Annotated in this window: 21 protein-coding genes and 1 pseudogene; 12 read left to right on the forward strand and 10 right to left on the reverse strand. The window is 66.3% G+C overall.

Features of this window, described 5'->3' with window-relative positions:
• Nucleotides 1-28: 28 nt before the first annotated feature.
• The 5 genes from HNP46_RS15815 to nudE all read right to left on the reverse strand — a co-directional run bounded on the left by HNP46_RS15815 (nucleotide 29) and on the right by nudE (nucleotide 3,436).
• A complete protein-coding gene (locus HNP46_RS15815; RefSeq protein WP_184590543.1) occupies nucleotides 29-367 on the reverse strand; it encodes a multidrug transporter in 339 nt (112 codons plus the stop codon).
• Between the two features lie 84 nt (nucleotides 368-451).
• A complete protein-coding gene (locus tag HNP46_RS15820; RefSeq protein WP_184590545.1) occupies nucleotides 452-1,030 on the reverse strand; it encodes a lysophospholipid acyltransferase family protein in 579 nt (192 codons plus the stop codon).
• Between the two features lie 92 nt (nucleotides 1,031-1,122).
• Nucleotides 1,123-1,935 (reverse strand): bifunctional DNA-formamidopyrimidine glycosylase/DNA-(apurinic or apyrimidinic site) lyase, encoded by an 813-nt coding sequence (mutM, locus tag HNP46_RS15825; protein WP_184590547.1) that lies wholly within the window; start codon nucleotides 1,933-1,935, stop codon nucleotides 1,123-1,125.
• Between the two features lie 116 nt (nucleotides 1,936-2,051).
• Nucleotides 2,052-2,870: a 3'(2'),5'-bisphosphate nucleotidase CysQ gene (gene cysQ, locus HNP46_RS15830; RefSeq protein WP_184590549.1), complete on the reverse strand. Its 819-nt coding sequence runs from the start codon at nucleotides 2,868-2,870 to the stop codon at nucleotides 2,052-2,054.
• Nucleotides 2,870-3,436: an ADP compounds hydrolase NudE gene (nudE, locus tag HNP46_RS15835; protein ID WP_184590551.1), complete on the reverse strand. Its 567-nt coding sequence runs from the start codon at nucleotides 3,434-3,436 to the stop codon at nucleotides 2,870-2,872. Before nudE ends, cysQ begins: the two co-directional genes overlap by 1 nt.
• A 125-nt stretch (nucleotides 3,437-3,561) precedes the next feature.
• Here nudE and yrfG point away from each other — a divergent pair, with 125 nt between their 5' ends.
• A complete protein-coding gene (gene yrfG / locus HNP46_RS15840; RefSeq protein WP_184590553.1) occupies nucleotides 3,562-4,224 on the forward strand; it encodes a GMP/IMP nucleotidase in 663 nt (220 codons plus the stop codon).
• Nucleotides 4,225-4,287: 63 nt separating this feature from the next.
• Here the strand turns inward: yrfG and lysM are convergent, their stop codons facing one another.
• Nucleotides 4,288-4,725 carry a peptidoglycan-binding protein LysM gene (gene lysM / locus HNP46_RS15845; RefSeq protein WP_184590555.1) on the reverse strand — a complete coding sequence of 146 codons (438 nt, stop codon included), beginning with the start codon at nucleotides 4,723-4,725 and terminating at the stop codon, nucleotides 4,288-4,290.
• 149 nt (nucleotides 4,726-4,874) lie between these two features.
• Here lysM and HNP46_RS15850 point away from each other — a divergent pair, with 149 nt between their 5' ends.
• The 5 genes from HNP46_RS15850 to HNP46_RS15870 all read left to right on the forward strand — a co-directional run bounded on the left by HNP46_RS15850 (nucleotide 4,875) and on the right by HNP46_RS15870 (nucleotide 10,542).
• Nucleotides 4,875-5,774: a LysR family transcriptional regulator gene (locus tag HNP46_RS15850; protein WP_184590557.1), complete on the forward strand. Its 900-nt coding sequence runs from the start codon at nucleotides 4,875-4,877 to the stop codon at nucleotides 5,772-5,774.
• Between the two features lie 93 nt (nucleotides 5,775-5,867).
• Nucleotides 5,868-6,704: a formate dehydrogenase accessory sulfurtransferase FdhD gene (gene fdhD, locus HNP46_RS15855; RefSeq protein ID WP_184590559.1), complete on the forward strand. Its 837-nt coding sequence runs from the start codon at nucleotides 5,868-5,870 to the stop codon at nucleotides 6,702-6,704.
• Nucleotides 6,705-6,717: 13 nt separating this feature from the next.
• Nucleotides 6,718-9,039: an FdhF/YdeP family oxidoreductase gene (locus HNP46_RS15860; protein WP_184590561.1), complete on the forward strand. Its 2,322-nt coding sequence runs from the start codon at nucleotides 6,718-6,720 to the stop codon at nucleotides 9,037-9,039.
• A 439-nt stretch (nucleotides 9,040-9,478) separates the two neighbouring features.
• Nucleotides 9,479-9,988, forward strand: coding sequence for a hypothetical protein (locus HNP46_RS15865; RefSeq protein ID WP_184590564.1), 510 nt, complete (start codon nucleotides 9,479-9,481; stop codon nucleotides 9,986-9,988).
• A 122-nt stretch (nucleotides 9,989-10,110) separates the two neighbouring features.
• Entirely contained in the window at nucleotides 10,111-10,542 is a 432-nt protein-coding gene (locus HNP46_RS15870; protein WP_184590566.1) for a glycine zipper domain-containing protein, read from the forward strand.
• A gap of 59 nt (nucleotides 10,543-10,601) precedes the next feature.
• Here the strand turns inward: HNP46_RS15870 and HNP46_RS15875 are convergent, their stop codons facing one another.
• A complete protein-coding gene (locus HNP46_RS15875; RefSeq protein WP_311771813.1) occupies nucleotides 10,602-11,135 on the reverse strand; it encodes a DUF2087 domain-containing protein in 534 nt (177 codons plus the stop codon).
• A gap of 276 nt (nucleotides 11,136-11,411) precedes the next feature.
• On the opposite strand from HNP46_RS15875, the gene HNP46_RS15880 reads away from it, so the two are divergent.
• Nucleotides 11,412-11,777, forward strand: coding sequence for a hypothetical protein (locus HNP46_RS15880; protein WP_184590568.1), 366 nt, complete (start codon nucleotides 11,412-11,414; stop codon nucleotides 11,775-11,777).
• Nucleotides 11,778-12,418: 641 nt separating this feature from the next.
• On the opposite strand, the gene HNP46_RS15885 is transcribed toward HNP46_RS15880, so the two are convergent.
• On the reverse strand, nucleotides 12,419-12,853 hold the full coding sequence (locus HNP46_RS15885) for an acyl-CoA thioesterase (protein ID WP_184590570.1): 435 nt from the start codon (nucleotides 12,851-12,853) through the stop codon (nucleotides 12,419-12,421).
• Nucleotides 12,854-12,860: 7 nt separating this feature from the next.
• Nucleotides 12,861-14,018: an iron-containing alcohol dehydrogenase gene (locus HNP46_RS15890; RefSeq protein ID WP_184590572.1), complete on the reverse strand. Its 1,158-nt coding sequence runs from the start codon at nucleotides 14,016-14,018 to the stop codon at nucleotides 12,861-12,863.
• Nucleotides 14,019-14,342: 324 nt separating this feature from the next.
• Between HNP46_RS15890 and HNP46_RS15895 the strand changes: the two genes are divergently transcribed.
• Nucleotides 14,343-15,254, forward strand: coding sequence for a LysR substrate-binding domain-containing protein (locus HNP46_RS15895; protein WP_184590574.1), 912 nt, complete (start codon nucleotides 14,343-14,345; stop codon nucleotides 15,252-15,254).
• Between the two features lie 91 nt (nucleotides 15,255-15,345).
• Here HNP46_RS15895 and HNP46_RS15900 read toward each other — a convergent pair whose 3' ends face one another.
• On the reverse strand, nucleotides 15,346-17,049 hold the full coding sequence (locus HNP46_RS15900) for a BCCT family transporter (protein ID WP_184590576.1): 1,704 nt from the start codon (nucleotides 17,047-17,049) through the stop codon (nucleotides 15,346-15,348).
• Nucleotides 17,050-17,457: 408 nt separating this feature from the next.
• On the opposite strand from HNP46_RS15900, the gene HNP46_RS15905 reads away from it, so the two are divergent.
• The 4 genes and pseudogenes from HNP46_RS15905 to HNP46_RS15915 all read left to right on the forward strand — a co-directional run bounded on the left by HNP46_RS15905 (nucleotide 17,458) and on the right by HNP46_RS15915 (nucleotide 21,497).
• Complete coding sequence (locus HNP46_RS15905) at nucleotides 17,458-18,645, forward strand: aromatic ring-hydroxylating oxygenase subunit alpha (RefSeq protein ID WP_184590578.1); 1,188 nt, start codon at nucleotides 17,458-17,460, stop codon at nucleotides 18,643-18,645.
• Between the two features lie 10 nt (nucleotides 18,646-18,655).
• The gene (locus HNP46_RS15910; protein ID WP_184590580.1) at nucleotides 18,656-20,101 is read left to right on the forward strand and encodes an aldehyde dehydrogenase family protein; all 1,446 of its coding nucleotides are present in this window, start codon (nucleotides 18,656-18,658) and stop codon (nucleotides 20,099-20,101) included.
• 10 nt (nucleotides 20,102-20,111) lie between these two features.
• Nucleotides 20,112-20,273: pseudogene (locus tag HNP46_RS35880) on the forward strand (rubredoxin); the annotation flags it as partial.
• Between the two features lie 51 nt (nucleotides 20,274-20,324).
• On the forward strand, nucleotides 20,325-21,497 hold the full coding sequence (locus HNP46_RS15915; RefSeq protein ID WP_260403186.1) for an FAD-dependent oxidoreductase: 1,173 nt from the start codon (nucleotides 20,325-20,327) through the stop codon (nucleotides 21,495-21,497).
• The last annotated feature ends 8 nt before the right edge of the window (nucleotides 21,498-21,505 follow it).

Genomic DNA, 21,505 nt, shown 5'->3' on the forward strand with positions numbered 1-21,505 from the left:
GGCAAGCCGCCCCGGGGCGAAGGCTGTATCAGTCCTTCTTGTAACCGCTGGTGGTGCAGCCCAGGCAGCGCACGAAGGCGGCCTTGCCCGGATCGACGACCAGCGCCTGGCCCGCTTCCTTGATGTTACCGCCGGCCGCGCTGAACGGCAGGGTGACCACGAAGGCCGCGGTCCCCACCACGGTCGCAGCGATCAGCAGCGGGCGCGCGAAGATCAGGTCGCCCATCATCGCGTAGGCCGGCGGGGCCTCGACGGTGTACATCGGGTCACCGCTGGAATTGCTCACCGCGTCCTGGGCGACAGCCGGCAGAACCGAAAGCCCACAGGTCAGTGCCATTGCAGTGGCGGTGGTGCGGAACAGGTTCATGGAAGGAAGTCCTTTATTGGTGTAGTTGGGCAGGCAGACTGCCATAACTATAACAGCGCTCCATGACTTGTCGCGTGACAGCCTTCAATCGCCGAGGAATGCGTATTCGGGCTTTTTCGGTACAAAAGGCCGGTAGAAAGCCAGCATCCGTCGCAGGTCGGCCGCCTCGTCGCCAGTGGGCCAGAACGCCTCGCCGATGACGATGCGCCGTCCGGGATAGTCCAGCGCCGCCAGCACGATGGGTACGTTGGCGCCGCGGGCGATGTGGTAGAAGCCCATTTTCCAGCGCTCGACTTTGCGCCGCGTGCCCTCCGGGGAGAGGATCAGCATCATCTCGGGGTTGTCGCGGAACGCCTGGATCGCCTGGTCCACGGTATTGAGCTTGAGGTGGCGCTGGATCGGGATGCCGCCCCAGCGCCGCAGCAGGCCGCCGAAGGGCGCGCGGAAGATGGTGTGCTTGCCGAACCAGCGGGCGTTCAGGCGCAGCACGAACTTCACCGCGAGGAACAGCACGAAGTCCCAGTTGGAGGTGTGGTGCGCGCCGATCACCACGAACTTGTCGAGCCTGGGCAGGGCGCCCTCGATGCGCCAGCCGGCGACGCGCAGCATGGCGTGGCCAAGCGCCTCGGCGAAAGGATTGCGGGGCAGATAATTGCCGGACATGGATCACCTGACGGCTCCTCTGCGGGAGCCCTTGTTGTTATGGCGAAGAGGGGTTGGGCGGCTTGCCGGCGGCAGCTCAGGGCCGCCGGCCTTCAGCGCTGGCAGCGCGGACAGTAGACGCTGGCGCGCTGGCCGAGGCGGACGTCGCGCAGGGTCGTACCGCAGACCTTGCACGGCTCACCGCCGCGCCCGTAGGCGAACAGTTCCTGCTGGAAATAGCCGGGCTGGCCGTCACCGCCGACGAAGTCGCGCAGCGTGGTGCCGCCGCGTTCGATGGCGATGGCAAGGATGCGCTTGATCTCCTGGGCGAGCTTCACGTAGCGCGCCCGCGAGATAGTCCCGGCCTCGCGGCGCGGGTCGATGCCGGCGGCGAATAGCGCCTCTGTGGCGTAGATGTTGCCCACCCCGACCACCACCGCGTTGTCCATGATGAAGGGCTTCACCGCCATGCTGCGGTTGCGCGACAGCTGGAACAGGCGCTCGCCCTCGAAGGCGTCGGTCAGCGGCTCCGGGCCCAGGTTGCGCAGCAGCTCGTGTTCCAGCGGCGTCAGGCTCCAGAGCAGCGCGCCGAAGCGGCGCGGGTCGGTGTAGCGCAGCGCCATGCCCGAATCCAGCTCGATGTCGACGTGCTCATGGCGCGCCGCCGGCGTACCGCATTCCACCAGGCGCAGGTTGCCGGACATGCCCAGGTGGCTGATCAACGTGCCCACCTCGGCATTGAGCAGCAGGTACTTGGCGCGCCGTTCCACCTTGACGATACGCTGCCCGGACAGGCGCACGTCGAGGTCCTCCGGAATCGGCCAGCGCAGGCGGCGCTCACGGACGATCACGCGGCTGACGCGCTGGCCTTCGAGGTGGGGCGCGATGCCCCGGCGGGTGGTTTCGACTTCAGGTAATTCAGGCATGGATCACGGCATCTGAGGTGCTTTCTGTAGGAGAGAGCTAGCTCGCGAACGAATCAACCGGCAACACCGGCATCAGGCTGGTTCGCGAGCAAGCTCGCTCCTACAAGGGTATCGGGTTAGTCCAGCGCGCGGGCGAGCCGGATCAGGTCCTCGCGCCAGGGCGCGGCCTTGGGCAGCGCCAGGAACGACTGGTTGAGCAGGGTTTCGCGCGCTTCGTAGGTGAAGGGTTCGCCCTGCACGTCGAGCACTTCGCCACCGGCGCCTTCGAGCACGCCCTGGGCGGCGGCGGTGTCCCACTGGGAGGTCGGCGCCAGGCGCGGGTAGCAGTCCGCCGAGCCTTCGGCGAGCAGGCAGAACTTCAGCGAGCTGCCGATGCTGGCCAGGTTCAGGTCGCCGAAGCGCTGCGCGAGACCGGCCAGCAGCTGTTCCTGCTGCGGGCTGGAGTGGCGCTTGCTGGCCACCACGGTGAAGACGTCGTCCGGCTCGGTACGCACTTCGATCGCCTCGGGCTCGCCGCCGCGATCCTCACACCAGGCCCCCAGGCCGGCGCCGCCGTAGTAGCAACGGCCGCTGGCGGGAATCCCGACCACGCCGAAAACCACCCGGCCATGCTCGATCAGCGCGACGTTGACGGTGAATTCGTCACTGCCGGAAATGAACTCCTTGGTGCCGTCCAGCGGGTCCACCAGCCACCAGCGGGTCCACTGCGCGCGCTGCTCCAGCGGGATGTCGCAATCTTCTTCGGAGAGCACCGGCACGTCGGGCGCCAGGGCGCGCAGGCCGTCGGCCAATACGCGGTGGGCGGCCAGGTCGGCGGCGGTCACCGGCGACTCGTCGGCCTTGCTCTGCACGTCCAGATCTCCCTGCCAGAACGGCAGGATCGCATCGCCCGCCTGGTGGACCAGGTCGATCACGGCGGGCAGGAAAGCATTCATCACGGCTGGAAATCCCCTCGTTGGGTCAGCAGGTCGCGCACCAGGTAGAGCGCGGCCAGGGCGCGTCCTTCGCTGAACTGCGCATGCTGGGCGAGGCTGGAAAGCTCGCGCAGGTTGATCTTGTCCACCCGCATCGGCTCGGGTTCGTCGCCGGGCAGGGTTTCTTCATAAAGGTCGCGCGCCAGCACCACCTGGATGCGCTGGCTCATGTAGCCGGGCGACAGCGACAGTTCGGTGATGTGCTCCAGCTGGCGGGCGCCGTAACCGGCTTCTTCCTTCAGCTCGCGGTTGGCGGCGTCGAGGATGTCCTCGCCCGGCTCCACCAGGCCCTTGGGCAGCGACAGCTGGTACTCGTCGACCCCGGCGCAGTATTCCTCCACCAGCACGGCGTGTTCGGCATCGAGCATGGCGATCACCATCACCGCGCCGTAACCCTGCCCCTTGCCCACCAGGCGCTCGTAGGTACGCTCGACGCCATTGGAGAAGCGCAGCTGCAGCTCCTCGACGGCGAACAGCCGGCTTCGGGCAACGATCTCGCGGGCGAGGACCGTGGGTTTCTGACGCATGGGGCAACTCCTGGGGGTGGCCGGGTCGGCTATGATAACCCGCCTTTCCCGATTCTCCGTGTCGGATATTGTGCCGAAGCCGCCGTGGCCCGCTGCAATTGCGACACCCTGTTGCCGAGCGCCCCATGCCCCGCCTGCCCTGGAACCAGATCGACACCGTGCTCCTCGACATGGACGGCACCCTGCTCGACCTGCATTTCGACAACCACTTCTGGCTCGAACACCTGCCCCGGCGCTATGCCGAGCACCACGGCATCAGCCGCGCGCAGGCCGACGCCGAGTTGCTGCCGCTGTTCCGTGACAACGCCGGGTTGCTCAACTGGTATTGCCTGGACTTCTGGAGCCGCGAGCTGAAGCTGTCGATCATGGACCTCAAGCACGAGGTCGCCGACCTCATCGCCCTGCGGCCGGACGCCGACTTCTTCCTCGCGCAGCTGCGCCAGCATGGCAAGCGCGCCGTGCTGATCACCAACGCGCACCGCGATTCGCTGTCGCTGAAGTTGCAGCGGGTAGAGCTGGCGCCCTGGTTCGACCGGCTGATCAGCTCCCACGACTACGGTTTCCCCAAGGAGGACCAGCAGTTCTGGCAAGCCCTGCAGGCAGACGTCGGCTTCGACCCGGCGCGCAGCCTGTTCATCGACGACAGCCTGCCGATCCTGCGCGCCGCGCGGACTTTCGGTATCGGTCAGTTGCTCGCGGTGCGCCAGCCGGACAGCCGCCAGGGGCCGAAGGACACCGAGGAATTCGCCGCCCAGGAAGACTACCGGGCGTTGCTGGAAGGCCTCTGACTCCAGCAGGACAGAAACAGCGAGCCCGGCGCTGGGCCGGGCTCGTGGACTTGCAGGAACCGCTTATTCCGGAATCCGCAGCACCTGGCCGGGATAGATCTTGTCCGGATGGCTGAGCATCGGCTTGTTCGCCTCGAAAATCTTGTTGTAGAGGTTGGCATTGCCGTACTCGGCCTTGGCGATGGCGCTCAGGGTGTCGCCCTTCTTCACGGTGACGAAACGCGCTTCGGCGGCCGGGGTAGCGACAGTGATGTGGTCCTCCACGCCGGAGACACCCGCGACGTTGCCCAGGGCGAGGAGGATCTTCTCCTTCTCTTCCTGGCTGGCGACCTCACCGGTGGCGATCACCTTGTCACCCTCGACGCTGACCTGGATGTTCGGATTACCCAGGCCGACCTTGGCGATGTGATCCTTGAGCGATTCGGCGGCTTGCGCCTCCTGGCCCACGATGCTTTCCCACAGCTTCTCGCCGGCTTCCTTAACAAACGCAAAAAGGCCCATTTCCACTCTCCTACGGTTACAGTGACAGGCGGCCGGCATTGGGCAGGCCGCGCGCCACTGGAGTCTAGTCGGCGAGATCGCCGGAGCCTGCCGGATTAATCCCAAACTGTTGCCAACCGACAGAATGTCGTCATCGGAGCCCTCCGCCGTTGGACATCAAGCAACTGAAATTCCTCTGCGCCCTGGACGAGACGCGGCACTTCGGCCAGGCGGCGGCGCGCTGTCACGTCACCCAGCCCACCCTGTCGATGCGCCTGCGCAGCCTGGAGGAAGAGCTGGGGCTGGAGCTGGTGCGCCGCGGCCAGCGCTTCGAAGGCTTCACCGAGGCCGGTGAACGCGTGCTGGCCTGGGCCCGCAGCCTGCTGGCGGCCCACGACGGGCTCTACGCCGAAGCGGCCGCCTGCCGCGGCCAGCTGGTCGGCACCCTGCGCCTGGGGCTGGTGCCATTGGCGGGCTTCGACCCGATGCAGCTGATCGAGCTGTTCGCCCAGCGCCACCCGGAGCTGCGCTTCCAACTGTTCGCCCTGAGCTCGGAGAACATCCTCGAAGGCCTGGGACGCAACCAGCTGGACCTCGGCCTTTCTTATCTGGACCGCATCGACCGCGAGCACTTCGAAGGCCTGGAGTTGGCCGCCACGCGCATGGGCCTGCTGCACGACCGCCGGCACTTCCAGATCGACGGGCCGAGCCTGAGCTGGGACGAGCTGGTGGAGCTGCCGCTGGGCCTGCTCTCGGCCGGCATGCACTTTCGCCAGTCGATCGACCATGGCTTCCGCAGCCGCGGCCTGACACCCCAGCCGCGCCTGGAAACCGACGCCGTGCACCAGCTGCTGCAGGCTGTCGAACGCGGCCTGTGCTGCGCGATCATGCCGCTGGGCAGCGGGCTGGACGCCCAGGGCGAGCACTTCGTCCTCACCCCCATCGACGACGCCCGCACCCTCTCGCCGCTGGGCCTCATCCAGCGCCGCAGCGAGCCGCGCTCGGCGCTGGCCGAGGCCTGCTTCCGCGAAGCAGCCGCTCTATTGGGCACCTCGGCGGCCGACCGATAAACGCCATCTATCACGACATCGACAGCACCCATTAGACGCTCCCGGCGCATCGGCCTAGGCTGGCCTTATTACTAGAACCACAGGGCTCAGCCCATGCCTTGCCTGATCGCCCGCCCGGCTCCTGCCGATGTCCGGGCTGCCGTCGTGCCTGCCGACGGCTACGCCTATGCCGAACTCACCCCGCTGAGCGATACCGGCCGCGCCGCGCTGGCCGACGAAGTCGCCCTGGCCATCGCCTACAACGGCCTCAGCCAGGCGGTGATGATGGTCTCGCCGGGCGACCTGGAAGACTTCGTCCACGGCTTCAGCCTCGGCGCCGGCCTCGTCGAGTCCATCGACGATATCTATGACATCCGCCTTACACCCCACGGTGACGCTATCGCCGCCGAGGTACAGGTGAGCAGCCGCGCCTTCTGGAACCTCAAGCAACAGCGCCGCCAACTGGCCGGCAACACCGGCTGCGGCCTGTGCGGCGTCGAGGCGCTGGACCAGGCGCTGCCGAAACTGGCCTTGCTCGCCCCCACGCCACTGCCGCCAGCGGACCACCTCAAGGGCCTGCGCGACCGCATCGACGCCGCCCAGCAGATCGCCCGTCGCAGCGGCGCGTTGCATGCCGCATTGTTCGTCGACGGCGCAGGCGATATCCGCCTGTGCCGCGAGGACATCGGTCGGCACAACGCACTGGACAAGCTGGTCGGCGCTCTCAAGCGCCAGCGCCTGGACCTGCGCGCGGGCTTCGCCGTAGTCACCAGCCGCTGCAGCCTGGAACTTATCCACAAGGCGGTGCGCGCCGGCCTGCCGACGCTGGTCAGCCTGTCCGCCCCCACCGCCCTCACCGTGCAGTGGGCCCGCGAGCACAACCTGAACCTGATCCACCTGCCCCATCGCAATGCGCCCCGGGTCTACAGCCCGGCGCCACAAGCCGTCTGACAGAGAGCCGCCCATGAGCCTGCAACAGGAAAACCCCCGCTACCAACCCTACAAGGGTGCCGCCGCCGGCTGGGGCGCACTGATCAGCGTCACGCGCTTCTGGCTGGACAGCAAGCAACCGTTCAAGAACCTCCGTGCGCTGCTCAAGACCAACCAGAACGGCGGTTTCGACTGCCCCGGCTGTGCCTGGGGCGACTCCCCCGAAGACGGCCGGGTGAAGTTCTGCGAAAACGGCGCCAAGGCGGTGAACTGGGAAGCCACCAAGCGCCGTGTCGACGCGCCCTTCTTCGCCCGCCACAGCGTCACTTCGCTGCGCCAGCAGAGCGACTACTGGCTCGAATACCAGGGCCGGCTCACCGAACCGATGCGCTATGACCCGGCCACTGACCGCTACCTGCCGATCGACTGGGACGACGCCTTCGCCCTCATCGCCCAGCACCTGAACGCGCTGGAAAGCCCCGACCAGGCCGAGTTCTACACCTCCGGCCGGGCCAGCAACGAGGCGGCCTACCTCTACCAGCTGTTCGTCCGCGCCTTCGGCACCAACAATTTCCCCGACTGCTCGAACATGTGCCACGAGGCCAGCGGCGTCGCCCTGGGCCAGAGCGTTGGTGTCGGCAAGGGCACCGTGACCTTTGCCGACTTCGAGCACAGCGACGCGATCTTCGTCTTCGGCCAGAACCCCGGCACCAACCACCCACGCATGCTCGAACCGCTGCGCGAGGCGGTGAAGCGCGGCGCCCAGGTGGTCGCCTTCAACCCGCTCAAGGAGCGCGGCCTGGAACGCTTCCAGCACCCGCAGCACGCGCTGGAAATGCTCACCAACGGCTCCGAGCCGCTGAACACCGCGTTCTTCCGCCCGGCACTGGGCGGCGACATGGCCGCCGTGCGCGGCATCGCCAAGTTCCTTTTGCAGTGGGAGCGCGAGGCCCAGGCCAAGGGCGAGCCGGCGGTGTTCGACCATGAGTTCATCGCCGAACACACCCAGGGTGTCGACGGCTACCTCGCGCAGCTGGACGCCACCAGTTGGGAACACATCGTCCAGCAGTCGGGCCTGAGCCTGGAGGAAATCGAACAGGCGGCGCTGATGTACCGCCGCGCCGAGCGGGTGATCGTGTGCTGGGCGATGGGCATCACCCAGCACCACCATTCGGTGCCGACCATCCAGGAAATCGTCGCCCTGCAACTGCTGCGCGGCAACCTCGGGCGCCCCGGCGCCGGCCTCTGCCCGGTGCGCGGCCACAGCAACGTACAGGGCGACCGCACCATGGGCATCAACGACCGGCCGCCGGTGGCGCTGCTGGACTCCCTGGAAAAACGCTTCGGCTTCAAGGTGCCGCGCGACAACGGCCACAACACCGTCGAGGCCATCAACGCCATGCTCCAGGGCGAGGCCAAGGTCTTCATCGGCCTGGGCGGCAACTTCGCCCAGGCCACCCCGGACAGCCCACGCACCCACCGAGCCCTGGAAAGCTGCCAGCTGACCGTGCAGATCAGCACCAAGCTCAACCGCAGCCACCTCACCGTCGGCGGCGATGCGCTGATCCTGCCGTGCCTGGGCCGCACCGACATCGACCGCCAGGCCGAAGGTCCGCAGGCAATCACCGTGGAAGATTCCTTCAGCATGATCCACGCATCGTTCGGCCAGCTGGAGCCGTCGTCGAAGCAGATGCGCTCGGAGCCGGCCATCATCGCCGGCATCGCCAAGGCCACCCTGGGCAACCACCCGGTGGACTGGGACGCAATGATCGCCAACTACGACCGCATCCGCGATCTGATCGCCGACACCATTCCCGGCTTCAGCGACTTCAACCGTCGCGTGGCGCACCCGGGCGGCTTCTACCTGGGCAACCCCGCCGGCGCACGGCGCTGGAATACCGCCAGCGGCAAGGCCAACTTCCACCATCACCCGCTGCCGGCCGACCTGATCCACGAGAAGATCCGCAAATCCGGGCAGGAGCCGCATCTGATCCTGCAGACGCTGCGCTCCCACGACCAGTACAACACCACCATCTACGGCCTGGACGACCGCTACCGCGGCGTGCGCGGCCAGCGCGAGGTGGTTTTCGCCAACGAAGCGGACATCCGCCGCCTGGGCTTCGAGCCGGGCGAGAAGGTCGACCTGCTGTCGCTGTGGGACGATGGCGTGGAGCGCCGGGTGCACGGTTTCACCCTGCTGGCCTTCGACATCCCCGCCGGCCAGGCCGCCGCCTACTACCCGGAGACCAACCCGCTGGTGCCGCTGGAAAGCCACGGCGTGGGCAGCCACACGCCGACCTCCAAGTTCGTCGCCATCCGCTTCGAGAAGGCTCGGCCGAGCAAGCGGATCGCCTGACGCCCTCCTGCGGCGCTCCGTCCGGGGCGCCGCCGCCAGTTCCCGTTCGCGAGCAAGCTCGCTCCTGCAAAAAGCCGCACTGGTATGCCCTTCGTAGGAGCGAGCTTGCTCGCGAAGCCTTTCTGCGGGCGCGCAAGTGCCGCGTCCGCAGAAAAATCCGCCAGACACACATCAAGTAGGAAGAGACTGAAAGGTAAACTCGGAATGGACGGGGACTTTTCGTGAAAAGCCATCATTTCAATGGCATTTTGTGAGAAAAGCACGCCAAAATCGGAACCCCGGAATAACACTCAGACTGCCCAAAATCGAAAAAGTTCTGACCATAAATCAATTACTTGCATTCTTTGATGAAAGTCGTGTTACTCGTCGGAACCCCCTTGTCAGAGCCTTCGCACAAACAGAGGATCGCCACCAACATCCCCACAGAGAGATCCTCTCTATGAAGTACTCCTCGATGCTCCTGTTGTCCCTCGCGCTGGTCGGTGGCACCGCCTTCGCCGGCGGCGACACCCGTGCCGGCGTCGGTGGCGCCCTGGGCGGGGTATTGGGTTCGGTGGTCGGCGACGCAGTCGGCGGCAGCACCGGCGCAGCCATCGGCAGCGGCCTGGGTGGCGCAGCCGGCGGCGCAGTCGGCGCCCGCCACGGCAACAAGACCGAAGCCGCCATCGGCGGTGGCCTGGGCGCGGCCGGTGGCCAGGTGCTGGGCAACAAGATGGGCGGCACCACGGGCGGCCTGATCGGCGCGGCCCTTGGCGGCGGCGCCGGCGGCGCACTGGGCAACCATTACGCCGACAGCAACCGCGACGACGATGACGACCGCAACTACCGTCGCGCCCGCTACGACGACCGCCGTCACTACGACCGTCGCCATTACGATCGCCGCTGGCACGACAACGGCCGCCATCGCGGCTGGTACAAGCACAAGCATCATCACCGCGACTGGGATTGATCCAGGGCATAGCGCCGCTGATCCATTGATCCGCACGTCGACCGTCAGCCGGGCAGACATTGCCCGGCTGTTTTGTGTGCAGGACAATTTCCTCATCTCCACCCTACATTCAGGTTCGCAACATGCGTAAGACTCTTTCTGTTCTGGCACTGGCCCTGCTGGCCAGCCATGCCGTGGCCGACGACACCAAGACCGCCATCGGCGGCGGTGTGGGCGGCGCCCTCGGCAACGTGGTCGGCGGCGCCCTGGGCGGCTCCACTGGTGCGGCCATCGGCGCCGGTGTAGGCGGTGCAGCGGGCGGCGCGATGGGCGCGAAGAACGGCAACAAGACCGAGGCCGCCATCGGCGGTGGCCTGGGCGCGGCCGGCGGCTCGGTGATCGGCAACAAGGTCGGCGGCTCCACCGGTGGCGCCATCGGCGCGGGCCTGGGCGGCGCAGCCGGCGGCGCGCTGGGCAACCACCTGGCGGGCGACAAGGACGACAGTCACCACAGCGGCAGCCACCACAAGGGCAAGGGCCACTACAAGCACAAACACAAGCACCACGACGACTGACAGATGCACCTGTGAAAAAGCCCGCCGATTGGCGGGCTTTTTCGTTTCACATCGACCGATCAGGCTGGCAGGCAGGACAGCAACGCCCCCAACTCCGCGGGCGGCCGCCTTTCGATGCGCCGGTATTGCGCACCATCATCGGTACGCGCCAGCCAGCCGCCGTCGACCAGCGCGCGGCGCAGCAGGAGGTGATCGCCCAGCCGTTCCTGGGCCTGCAACAGCTGGTTGAGCGACTTCTCATCCCAGTGCTCGCGTGCCGGCAGCCGCGACCACAACACCCAGAGGCAGGCCTCGCGGTGGCTGTGCTTCTTCGGCCAGCGTTGCAGGCAGCCGGTGTCATCGAAGTAGCGCCGCCACTGCTCGACACGACGGAAATCCACCGCAGCGGCCGGCTCGGGCTCCCGCGCCAGGCGCGTAGCGGCCTCGTGACTGGCGCGCAGCGCCTGGTAATTGCGGAAACCGACCGCGCGGGCCAGCAGGTTGAGCATCTCGACATGGCCGGGGCGCTCGGGCGCTTCGTCGAGCTGGCGCGTCAGCGCCTTCGCCAGGGCGGAGATATCGGGGGCATGGTAGGGCAAGCGTTGCCTGGACACAGTGCAATCCTCGTTGCGTGCCAAGACCTCGCGCAGGAGGTTATCGGGGGTCGCCGAATTCCGATGCGGCACTGAAGGAAATGTGTCGGATCGTCAAAGCTGCGGGGAACCGCGCGGCAGGTTTAGCGCTCTCCATACGGAGGCGGCGACGCCTGGGTGAACTGCCGACCGGCGGTCAGCATAGGCCGGACGCCCATCCCGGACAAGCCCCGTGCCATACCGTCAGGCTGGTATAGGCTTGGCGGGCAGGGATCATCGAGCACAAGGAGTCTTTTCGTGAAAGCTGTCGCTGTGGCCGCACTGCTGCTTTCTCTGGGCGCCGCGCAGGCCGCGAATGCGGGGGACTGGCAGGTCTGCCAGCTGGAAGTGGAGATCACCGGGACGCTGAAGCAGCCCGTACGGGGGCTGCAGGGCCGCGTGCAGTCGGCCAAGCCACGCTCCGCCGGCACCCAGTGCCCGAGCCAGGGCGAACTGATCGCCTTCGAACCGGAAACTGCCGACTGGCAGAGCCGCATCCCACGCAAGCACTGGCCCGCGCCGGGGCAACGGGTGTGGATGCGCTATCAGTACCTTGATGGGTGGTGCAAGCGTGATGGCAACGATGGGCCGTGTCGGATCGAGCATTATCCGATGGGGTGGTAGCTGGAGAGCGCCGCCTCGCGCCGATCGCGGTCCTACGCGGGCGCTGCGTATCGGCATTTCCCGGCCAGGGCGTAATCCCTCCGCGATGGATTTCGCGGACAAGGTCCGCTCCTACCCCATCCCACCATCGCGCTCCCGTCCGGGACATGCGTCGGGCGATGGTTCGCGAGCAAGCTCGCTCCTACAGGAAAAGCGTCCTCCCACACTCGGCTTTGGCTTTGGCTTTAAAAGTCTTCCAGGGAAACAGCCAAGCGCTCCGGGCCGCCCCTTTCAGGAGGCCTCGTTGAAGCGGAGTTTCAGGGGTTGAGCGGCATGGATGCCGCGAGAGCGTTGTCGGGCCAGGGATGGCCCGTCAACGCGTGCCCCTGAAACTTCGCTTCAACGAGGGAATTTTTCGCCTAAGCGAAAAACCGGATGGAGGGGCAAGCCTTCTTGGTTACTTCTTCGGCGTTTGGAAGAAGTGACTCGCCGAGAGGCGAAACAAGAGGCCAGCGCATGCGCCGAAGCGGCGCAGAAACTCCCATGCCAATGCATCCCATCACTCGCCTAAGAGCGCGTACGCAGGAGCTCGCGCGAGCAAGTGAAGTGCATCGGCCACATAAGCACATCGCGGACGGAGTCCGCTCCTACGATCATGCAGGTCAGCCGCGCACCAGGACTTCCATCGCCTCGCGCAACCCCGGCGGAATCGCCACCGGCCGATTGCTCTGCCGATCCACGAATACGTGCACGAACTTCCCCGCCGCACAGGCCAGTTCTTCACCCTCGAGGAAAATCGCCAACTCGTACTGCACCGAGCTGTTGCCCAGCTTGCCGACCCGCAGGCCGACCTCGATGCGCTCGGGGAAGGCCACCGGCGCGAAGTAGTCGCAGCTGGAGCTGACCACGAACCCCACCACCTCGCCATCGTGGATATCCAGCCCGCCGCGCTCGATCAGGTAGGTGTTCACGGCGGTGTCGAAGAAGCCGTAATAGGTCACGTTGTTCACATGGCCGTAGATGTCGTTGTCGTGCCAGCGTGTGGTGATCGGCTGGAAGTGCGCGTAATCCGCGCGGCTGGGGTGCTGTTCGCTCATCGGGGTCTCAGAAGGCGGCTCGGTAGATGGCCAGCGCGTCGCTCTCGCTGACTTCGCGGGGATTATTCACCAGCAGGCGCTGCTGCAACATCGCATCGGCAGCCAGGCGCGGCAGCGAGTCTTCCGGCACGCCGGCATCGCGCAGGCGCGAGGGCAGGCCGCTGCGCGGGCTGAGGTCGGCCAGTTCGGCGATGAACTGCTCGGTGCGATCGGCGTCATGGCGCAGGCGTTCGCCCAGCAGCAGCGGCGCCAGCTCGGCATAGAAGGTGCCGGCGCTGGGGGCGTTGAAGCGGATCACCTCGGGCAGCACCAGCGCATTGCTCAGCCCGTGGGGAATATGGAAGTGCCCGCCCAGCGGGTAGGCCAGCGCGTGCACGGCAGCCACCGGAGCGTTGGCGAAGGCCTGGCCGGCCAGGCAGGCGCCCAGCAGCATGGCCTGGCGCGCCTCGCGGTTGCGCCCGTTGTGCACCGCCTCGTCGAGATTCAGCGCCAGCAGGCGCAGGGCCTCGCGGGCCAGCAGGTCGGACAGCGGGTTCTTCTTCAGCTTGCTGGTGTAGGCCTCGATGGCGTGGACCATGGCGTCGATGCCGGTGGCGGCGGTGACCGCCGGCGGCAGACCGAGGGTGAGGTCGGCGTCGAGCACGGCCAGGTCCGGCAGCAGGTGCGGGCTGACCACGCCCATCTTGGTGGTCTCGCCGGTGGTGACGATGGCGATCGGCGTGACCTCCGAGCCAGTGCCGGCGGTGGTCGGCACCTGGATCAGCGGCAGGCGCGGGCCGCGCGCGTTGCCGACGCCGAAGACATCCTTGAGATTCTGGGTCGCCAGCGGATGAGCCAGCAGCGCCACCAGCTTGGCGACGTCCATCGAGCTGCCGCCGCCATAGCCGATCACCAGTTGCGCGGCCATCCGCCGCGCCTGCTCCGAGGCTTCCAGTACGATGCTTTCCGGCGGATCGGCCAGTACCTGGTCGAAGACTTCCACCGCCACGCCGACCGCCGCGAAGCCCGGCAACACGCCGTCGAGCATGTTCAGGCGGGTAATGCCGGGGTCGGTGACGATGAGCACGCGCTGGGCGCCGCGCTCGCGACAGAGTTCACCCAGTCGGGCGGCGGAGCCACTCTCGCAGAGGATCTGCGCAGTGGTGGCGAAGCTGAAAGGCTGCATGACGGTCCCCGGTTCTTGTCGTTGTACGGCGGAAAATCCGTTGGCCACCGCTCGGCGGCCAGCCGGGGGAGCATAGCAACGCGAGGGACACCCATGAAACCTTGTACCGCCAGGCGAAACCGTTATTCACCAGATGAATGCACGCATGCCGTTACCGCTACAGACAATCTCCGCCACATCGCAGATAGCGATAGCGGTAAAACGTGCCAGGTTAACCAGCGGCCAGATCCGGCTCGTCAAGGCCGCATTCCAGGCTCCGGACAATCGCCGCAAACCCTAGAATGGAGCGGCTGACAATAACAACAACGAGTGGATACACCCGCCTTGAAAATCCAACCGCTTCCGCCGCTGAACAGCCTACTGGCCTTCGAGTGCGCGGCCCGCCATCTCAGCTTTACCCAGGCCGCCCAGGAGCTGAACGTTACCCAGGGCGCCATCAGTCGCCAGATCCGCCTGCTCGAGGATTACCTGGGCCGGCAGCTGTTCGAGAGAACCACGCGGACCATCAACCTGACGCCCAGTGGCGCCCAGTACCACGAAACCGTCCGTGACAGCCTGCTGCACCTCGCCCGCGCGACCGGGGAAATACGCCAATGGCAGGGCGGCCAGCAGGTGACCGTGGCCACCAGCACGGCAATGGCCTCTCTCTGGTTGCTGCCCAAGGTCGCCGAGTTCCAGAACCAGCATGAGGCGATCGACCTGAGAATCGTGGCCCTCGACCACGTGAAGGACTACGCGCGGCTCAACTGTGACCTGGCGCTGTACTACTGCAGTTCGCCGCCCAGGGCGATGGAAGTCACGCCGCTGTTCTCGGAGGAGATCTACCTGGTCTGCAGCCCGAACTACCTGGCCAAGCATCCGGAACTCTCAACCGTGGAAGGCCTGTCCAGTTGCACCTGGCTCTGGCTGGAAGACTCGCAGCGCGACTGGATCGGCTGGCCGGAATGGTTGCGCCGTACCGGGCATGCGTCCCTCACACCCAGGCACCGGGTGAACATCAATAGCTACGGCATGCTGATTCAGACCGCCATCAGCGGCCAAGGCGTCGCGCTGGCGTGGAACCGCCTCGTCGACGATGCCTTGAGCACGGGCGCACTGGTCAGGCCCAATGCCGCCGTGTTGCAGACCGATGCGACCTTCTGCCTGCTGGAATCCCTCAACGGTCATGGCCAACGGCAAAGCGTGCGGCTATTCCGCGAATGGCTGATGGGGCAGCCGTCGGTGCGCGGCCAGTGAGCCACCCCGCCCGGGCGCTGGGCTGAAACGGCCAACGCCGCTGGCTTTCGACCAGCGGCGTTGGTTCTGTGAGGTGGCTGGGAGGCCAGGGTCAGCCGGCTTTTCGGGCGCTCAATGCGCTCTGAACAGCCGCGCCCAGCACCGTTCCACGACGAAACGGGACACCCTCCGGGGAAACTTCCTGAAGCCGTGCACCACCACCCGGCGGATGCTCGGGCAGGCCGTCGGGCCTTTCCTGCCGCAGGGTGCGGATCAGGGTGTAAGCCATGACCGTCATCAGAATGGCGATCGGCAGGCCGACGGCGATGCTCGCCATCTGGATCGCCTTGAGCCCTCCAGCCAGCAGCAGCCCAGCAGCGATGGCACCTTCGAGAACGCACCAGAGCAGCCTGATCCAGTTGGGCGGGTTGGTACTGCCCAGGGCATTCAGGGTGCAGAGTACCTGGGTGCCGGCATCCGCCGTGGTCACGAAGTGCACCGCCAGCAGCAGGCAGACCAGCACCGAAAGCGCAGCGCCGACCGCAGGACCATCCAGTTCTCCCAGCAGGGTGAACATGGCGGCCGTGGTTTCCTTCTGGGTCGCGAGCAGGACGGTGCCGCCTTCGAACCTGGCCTGATCCTGACCGACAACAGTGTTCGCCGCCTCCTGCTGATAGTGCTGGCGGTCGACCTGCTCGCTCTTCAGCGCGGCACCGCCGAACACGGACATCCACAGAATGGTCACCAGTGTCGGTACGAAGAGCGCACCAATGATCAGCTCGCGAATGCGGCGGCCCCTGGAGATGCGCGCGATGAACAGCCCCACGAACGGCCCCCAGGTCATCCACCAAGGCCAGTAGAACGCCGTCCACCAGTTCTGCCACTGGCTGTCCTTCTGGGTGTCCATCCACAGGCTCAGGCCGGGCAGGTTCTGCAGGTAATCCCCGGTGGACTCGAACATCAGGTTGAGGATGTAGCGCGTCGGGCCGATGGCCAGGACCACCAGCATCAACAGGAAAGACAGGTACATGTTCAGCGTGGATATCCGCTTCATGCCCCGCGAGAGTCCGGCCAGCAGGGACACCGAGGCGATGAGGGTAACCACCAGGATGATCGACAGCTGCAGGGCGATGCTGACCGGCAGGCCGAAGACCTGGTGCAGCCCGGTGTTGATCTGCGCGACACCCAGGCCCAGCGACTGCGACACGCCGAACGCGGTGATTGCCACCCCGAGGATATCGACGGTGTGGCCGATCCAGCCGTAGATCCGCTCGCCGATCAGCGGATAGAGAATGGAGCGCAGCGCCAGCGGCAGCCCCCGCCGGTAGGCGAAGTACGCCAGGCTCAAGCCGATCAGGGTGAAGATGGCCCAGGGATGCAGGCCCCAGTGGAACAGGGTGATGCGCATCGCCGCCGTGGCCGCCTCGTCAGTCAGTCCGGCGGCGAAAGGGTTGCTGGCGTAGTGCAGCATGGGTTCGGCGACCGACCAGAAGATCAGGCCGATGCCCATCCCGGCACTGAACAGCATGGCGATCCAGGAGGCGAAGCTGAATTCCGGCTCGTCACCCTCAGCGCCCAGCTTCAGGTCGCCATAGCGACTGGCCGTCAGGTACAGCAACAGGCAGAGCACCACGCTGACCAGCGCCAGGTAATACCACTTGAAGTTGTCGAGGATGAAACCGGAGGTCGTTTCGAAGGTTTTCGCCGCCTGTTCACCGCTGAACGCGCAGAACAGCACGAAGGCAATCACGGTCACGATCGAAGTCAGGGTTACTTTCGGATTGAGGCCTTTGAGCAGGCCCGATTCAGCACGCATATCCAGTCCCCATTTATTCTTGTTCAGGGCTTTTTGGTCGAGTGAACGAGGCCGTTGGCCGGCCTCTGAGGGCGATCAGGAAAATTCGCCTCACTCTGCAGTGACCCTGGTGCGCACGGCTCCAGGGCGTGGCCACAACATGGTGGAGACGGCAGAGCCGAACAACTCATTTCTCCTCATCAATTAATTACCAAAATGCATTAATCGAAAAAGTCTCACAACCCGCCAGTACGCCTATATGACTTGAACTAAGCTGAACAATCGATTTATTAATTAATGATAAAAAGTAATTAATCAGCTCGAAAAAATCGTTTGTCCGTCCTTCCCTCTCTTGCCGACACTCGCCGCCATGCCGCCGGCCTCAGGGGCCGCGCATCCTCCCTCCGTGCCAGCCAAGAGAGAACAACAATGACTTCGACTGCACCCCGCCTGATTCCGACCCACGCCCTGGAAACCATCCTCGCGCCGATCCACCAGGCCCACGGCCTCACCAACGAGTTCTATACCGAGCAGCGCTATTTCGAGCTGGAGCGCGATCACGTGATGGGACGCAACTGGGCCTGCGTCGGCTTCGCCAGCGACCTGCCGAAGAACAACTTCGTCAAGCCGGTGGACTTCATGGGGTTGCCGCTGCTGCTGATGCGCAACCGCGAAGGCGTGCTGCAGGTTTTCCATAACGTCTGCAGCCATCGTGGCGTCAAGCTGGTACGCGAAGCCGGAGAAATCCAGGGCGTGATCCGCTGCCCCTACCATTCCTGGACCTACGACCTGAACGGCGCGCTGAAGGGCACGCCGCACGTCGGCGGCATCAACCAGCACAAGGACGAACGCTTCGCCTGCGAGAAACACGGCCTCAAGGCCCTGCGCAGCGCCATCTGGATGGACATGGTGTTCGTCAACCTCAGCGGCGATGCGCCGGAGCTGCAAGAGCAGCTGGCGCCGCTGACCGAGCGCTGGAGCCAGTTCCTCGGCACCAACGGTATGAGCCTGTTGCGCCGGGAAGCCACCAGCGGCGCCTTGAGCATCAAGGTCGACTGCAACTGGAAGCTGGCGGTGGAGAACTACTGCGAGTCCTACCATCTGCCCTGGGTGCACCCGTCGCTGAACAGCTACTCGCGCCTGGAAGACCACTACAACATCCTGTTCGACCGGTTCGCCGGCCAGGGCAGCCATGCCTACAACCTGTCGGATGTCGCCGGCACGCACCTGCCGATCTTCCCATCCTGGCCGCAGGACCGCCTGCGTACCGCCGAATACGTGGCGTTCTTCCCCAACGTGCTGCTGGGCATCCAGGCCGACCACGCCTTCGCCATGATGCTCGAACCCGTCGCCCCCGGCCGGACCATCGAGCACCTGCGCCTCTTCTATATCGGCGACGAAGCCCTGGACGAGCGTTACGAGGCTGCGCGCAAGGCCGTCATGGAGTCCTGGCGCGTGGTGTTCGCCGAGGACATCGCCTCGGTCGAGGGCATGCAACTGGGTCGCAGCTCCCCCGGTTACAACGGCGGGGCCTTCTCCCCGGAAATGGACGTGCCCACTCACTATTTCCATCAATGGGCCGCTCGCGAGCTGCTCGACTACGCGCAGAAAGCCTGAGGTGATCGCCATGCAGACGATCGCCCCGCACTGGCTGAACTACATCGATGGACAGTGGCACGACAGTGGCCAGCGGCTCACCGTCCACAATCCCGGCACGACCGAGCCCGTGGCCACCATCGCCCAGGCCACGGTCGCCGACGCGGAGCGCGCCGTGCAGGCGGCGCGCCGCTGCGCCGACAGTGGTGAGCTGACTCGCGCACGCCCGGCCCAGCGGGTGGCCTGGCTGCTGGAGGTGGCGGCGCAGATCCGTGCGGTGACCGACGAAGGCGCCTGGGTGCTGTGCCAGGAGAACGGCAAGTGCCTGCGCGATGCCCGCGACGAATTCGTCGAGGCCGCGCGCTACTTCGAGTACTACGCCGGGATGGCCGACAAGATCGAGGGGACATCCATCCCCCTGGGCAACGGCTACATGGACTTCACCGTATACGACCCGATGGGCGTATCGCTGCAGATCGTGCCGTGGAACTTCCCGGTGTCGATCTGCGCCCGCTCGCTGGCGCCAGCGCTGGCCGCCGGCAACGCGGTGGTGATCAAGTCGCCGGAGCTTTCGCCGCTGGGGCTCTGCGTGCTGCTCAAGGCCATCGAGCGCGCCGGCTTGCCCCGCGGCGCGGTGAACCTGATCTGCGGCCGTGGGCGCGAAGTGGGCGCCTATCTCGCCGGGCATCGTGCGGTCGACCAGATCGTCTTCACCGGTTCGGTCGGCACCGGCCAGAGCATCCTGCGCAGCGCCGCCGAGCATGCAACGCCCTGTGTGATGGAGTTGGGCGGCAAGTCTGCGGCGCTGGTCTTCCCCGACCATGACCGCGAGCAACTGCTGGCCAGCGTGCGCAACGGCATCTTCTTCAACGCCGGCCAGGTCTGCTCGGCCATGTCGCGCCTGCTGGTGCAGCGCTCGCTGTACGAAGAGGTGGTCGCCGACGTCGTCGCCCTGGCCAGGAACCTGAGCGTCGGCATCGGCCAGGACAACCCCGGCCTGACCCCGGTGATATCCGCCGGCCAGCTCGCCGGCATCGAAGCCCTGTGCCGGCGCGCCCAGCAGCAAGGCGCGGTGGTCGCTACCGGAGGCGAAGCCATCGGCGAGGGCTGCGGACACTTCATGGCGGCCACGGTACTGCGCGACATCACCCCGGAAATGGAGATTGCCCAGAGCGAGGTGTTCGGCCCGGTCCTCGCGGTGATTCCATTCGACAGCGAGGATGAGGCCATCGCCATCGCCAACGGTACCGACTTCGGCCTGGTCGCCGGCGTCTTCACCCAGGACCTCAACCGCGCACTGCGATGCGCCCGGCGCCTGCGCGCCGGCCAGGTATTCGTCAACGAATGGTACGCCGGCGGCATCGAGACGCCCTTCGGTGGGGTCGGGCTATCCGGTTTTGGCCGGGAAAAAGGCCAGGAGGCCCTGTACAGCTACGTCAGGACCAAGAACCTGGCCGTACGCATCAGCGGCGAATGAGGGCAGGGCGATGAAGAAGTGGCTGTGCATCATCTGTGGCCTGATCTATGACGAAGCCCTCGGCTGGCCGGACGACGGCATCGTCGCCGGCACTCGCTGGGAAGACGTTCCCGAAGACTGGCTGTGCCCCGAGTGCAAGGTCGGCAAGGCCGATTTCGAGATGATCGAGATCAGCGAACCGCCCACCGCCGTCGCCACACCCGCGGCTGCACCGAAACTGCCGATGGCGACGGCCATTCCTGCCCAGCCGATCGTCATCATCGGCAGCGGCCATGCCGGTTACGGCCTGGCCCAGGAACTGCGCAAGGCCAACCCGCAACTGGAGATCCGCGTCCTGACCCAGGACTGTGGGCATCACTACTCCAAGCCGGCACTCTCCATTGCCCTGGCCCAGGGCCGCCACCCCGCGGCGCTGGCGACGGAAAGCCCGCTGGCGGTGGAGCGCCGCCTGGGCATCCGCATCTACCCGCACTGCCGGGTCGAACGCATCGACGCTGACGCGAAGCGCCTGCACACCAGCCTCGGCGACATGGACTACGGCCAGCTGGTACTGGCCAGCGGCGCCTCGCCCTTGCGCCTGCCCATCGAGGGTTGCGCGGATGCGCTGGTCAGCGTCAACAACCTGCACGACTACCAGGCCTTCCGCGACCGCCTGGAAGGTGCGCACAGCGTGGCGATCCTGGGCGACGGCCTGATCGGCTGCGAGTTCGCCAATGACCTGGCGAGCAGTGGCTACGCGGTGCGCGTCATCGGCCTGGGCGCCTGGCCCATGGAGCGCCTGCTGCCCGCCCAGGCCGGAGTGCACCTGCAACACGCACTTTCCGAACTCGGCGTGCAGTGGCACCTGGGCACCACGCTGCAACGCATCGAGCGGCAAAGCAGCGGCTATCGCCTGAGCCTGGCGGACGGCCAGCAGGTGCAGGCAGACCTGGTGCTCTCCGCCGTCGGCCTGCGCCCGAACCTGCAACTGGCCGCCGACGCCGGGCTGGCATGCGGGCGCGGCATCCAGGTCGACGCCCACCTGCAGACCTCGGCGCCCGGCATCTACGCCCTGGGCGACTGCATCGAGGTCGACGGCCAGTTGCTGCCGTACCTGGCGCCGATCAATGAGGGCATCCGCGCACTGGCCAGGACGCTGCTGGGGCAACCGAGCGCCGTCCGCTACCCGCTGATGCCGGTGATCGTGAAAACCCCCGCTGCGCCGCTCTGCCTGCTGCCACCGCCGCTGGATTGCGCGGGCCAGTGGCGCTGCGAAGCGACGGCCGACGGCCTGAGCGCCGCCTTCCATGACCCGTCTGGCGCCCTGCGCGGTTTCGTCCTGCTCGGTCGGCAGGCCCAACAACAACGAAGTGCCTGGCTGCAGAACTGCCAGAGCACCCCACAGAACGTGGCTTGAGTGCGCCC

It is taken from the genome of Pseudomonas nitroreducens (genome assembly GCF_014204515.1).
GTDB classification, from domain to species: domain Bacteria; phylum Pseudomonadota; class Gammaproteobacteria; order Pseudomonadales; family Pseudomonadaceae; genus Pseudomonas; species Pseudomonas nitritireducens_A.

What these genes read in the sequence shown, in the direction of transcription:
- HNP46_RS15820 (WP_184590545.1), bottom strand. Translation starts at nt 1,030, where the DNA reads ATGTCCGGCAATTATCTGCCCCGCAATCCTTTCGCCGAGGCGCTTGGC.
- HNP46_RS15905 (WP_184590578.1), top strand. Translation starts at nt 17,458, where the DNA reads ATGACTTCGACTGCACCCCGCCTGATTCCGACCCACGCCCTGGAAACC.
- mutM (WP_184590547.1), bottom strand. Translation starts at nt 1,935, where the DNA reads ATGCCTGAATTACCTGAAGTCGAAACCACCCGCCGGGGCATCGCGCCC.
- HNP46_RS15915 (WP_260403186.1), top strand. Translation starts at nt 20,325, where the DNA reads ATGGCGACGGCCATTCCTGCCCAGCCGATCGTCATCATCGGCAGCGGC.
- yrfG (WP_184590553.1), top strand. Translation starts at nt 3,562, where the DNA reads ATGCCCCGCCTGCCCTGGAACCAGATCGACACCGTGCTCCTCGACATG.
- lysM (WP_184590555.1), bottom strand. Translation starts at nt 4,725, where the DNA reads ATGGGCCTTTTTGCGTTTGTTAAGGAAGCCGGCGAGAAGCTGTGGGAA.
- HNP46_RS15885 (WP_184590570.1), bottom strand. Translation starts at nt 12,853, where the DNA reads ATGAGCGAACAGCACCCCAGCCGCGCGGATTACGCGCACTTCCAGCCG.
- HNP46_RS15815 (WP_184590543.1), bottom strand. Translation starts at nt 367, where the DNA reads ATGAACCTGTTCCGCACCACCGCCACTGCAATGGCACTGACCTGTGGG.
- nudE (WP_184590551.1), bottom strand. Translation starts at nt 3,436, where the DNA reads ATGCGTCAGAAACCCACGGTCCTCGCCCGCGAGATCGTTGCCCGAAGC.
- fdhD (WP_184590559.1), top strand. Translation starts at nt 5,868, where the DNA reads ATGCCTTGCCTGATCGCCCGCCCGGCTCCTGCCGATGTCCGGGCTGCC.
- HNP46_RS15910 (WP_184590580.1), top strand. Translation starts at nt 18,656, where the DNA reads ATGCAGACGATCGCCCCGCACTGGCTGAACTACATCGATGGACAGTGG.
- HNP46_RS15890 (WP_184590572.1), bottom strand. Translation starts at nt 14,018, where the DNA reads ATGCAGCCTTTCAGCTTCGCCACCACTGCGCAGATCCTCTGCGAGAGT.
- cysQ (WP_184590549.1), bottom strand. Translation starts at nt 2,870, where the DNA reads ATGAATGCTTTCCTGCCCGCCGTGATCGACCTGGTCCACCAGGCGGGC.
- HNP46_RS15865 (WP_184590564.1), top strand. Translation starts at nt 9,479, where the DNA reads ATGAAGTACTCCTCGATGCTCCTGTTGTCCCTCGCGCTGGTCGGTGGC.
- HNP46_RS15860 (WP_184590561.1), top strand. Translation starts at nt 6,718, where the DNA reads ATGAGCCTGCAACAGGAAAACCCCCGCTACCAACCCTACAAGGGTGCC.
- HNP46_RS15870 (WP_184590566.1), top strand. Translation starts at nt 10,111, where the DNA reads ATGCGTAAGACTCTTTCTGTTCTGGCACTGGCCCTGCTGGCCAGCCAT.
- HNP46_RS15900 (WP_184590576.1), bottom strand. Translation starts at nt 17,049, where the DNA reads ATGCGTGCTGAATCGGGCCTGCTCAAAGGCCTCAATCCGAAAGTAACC.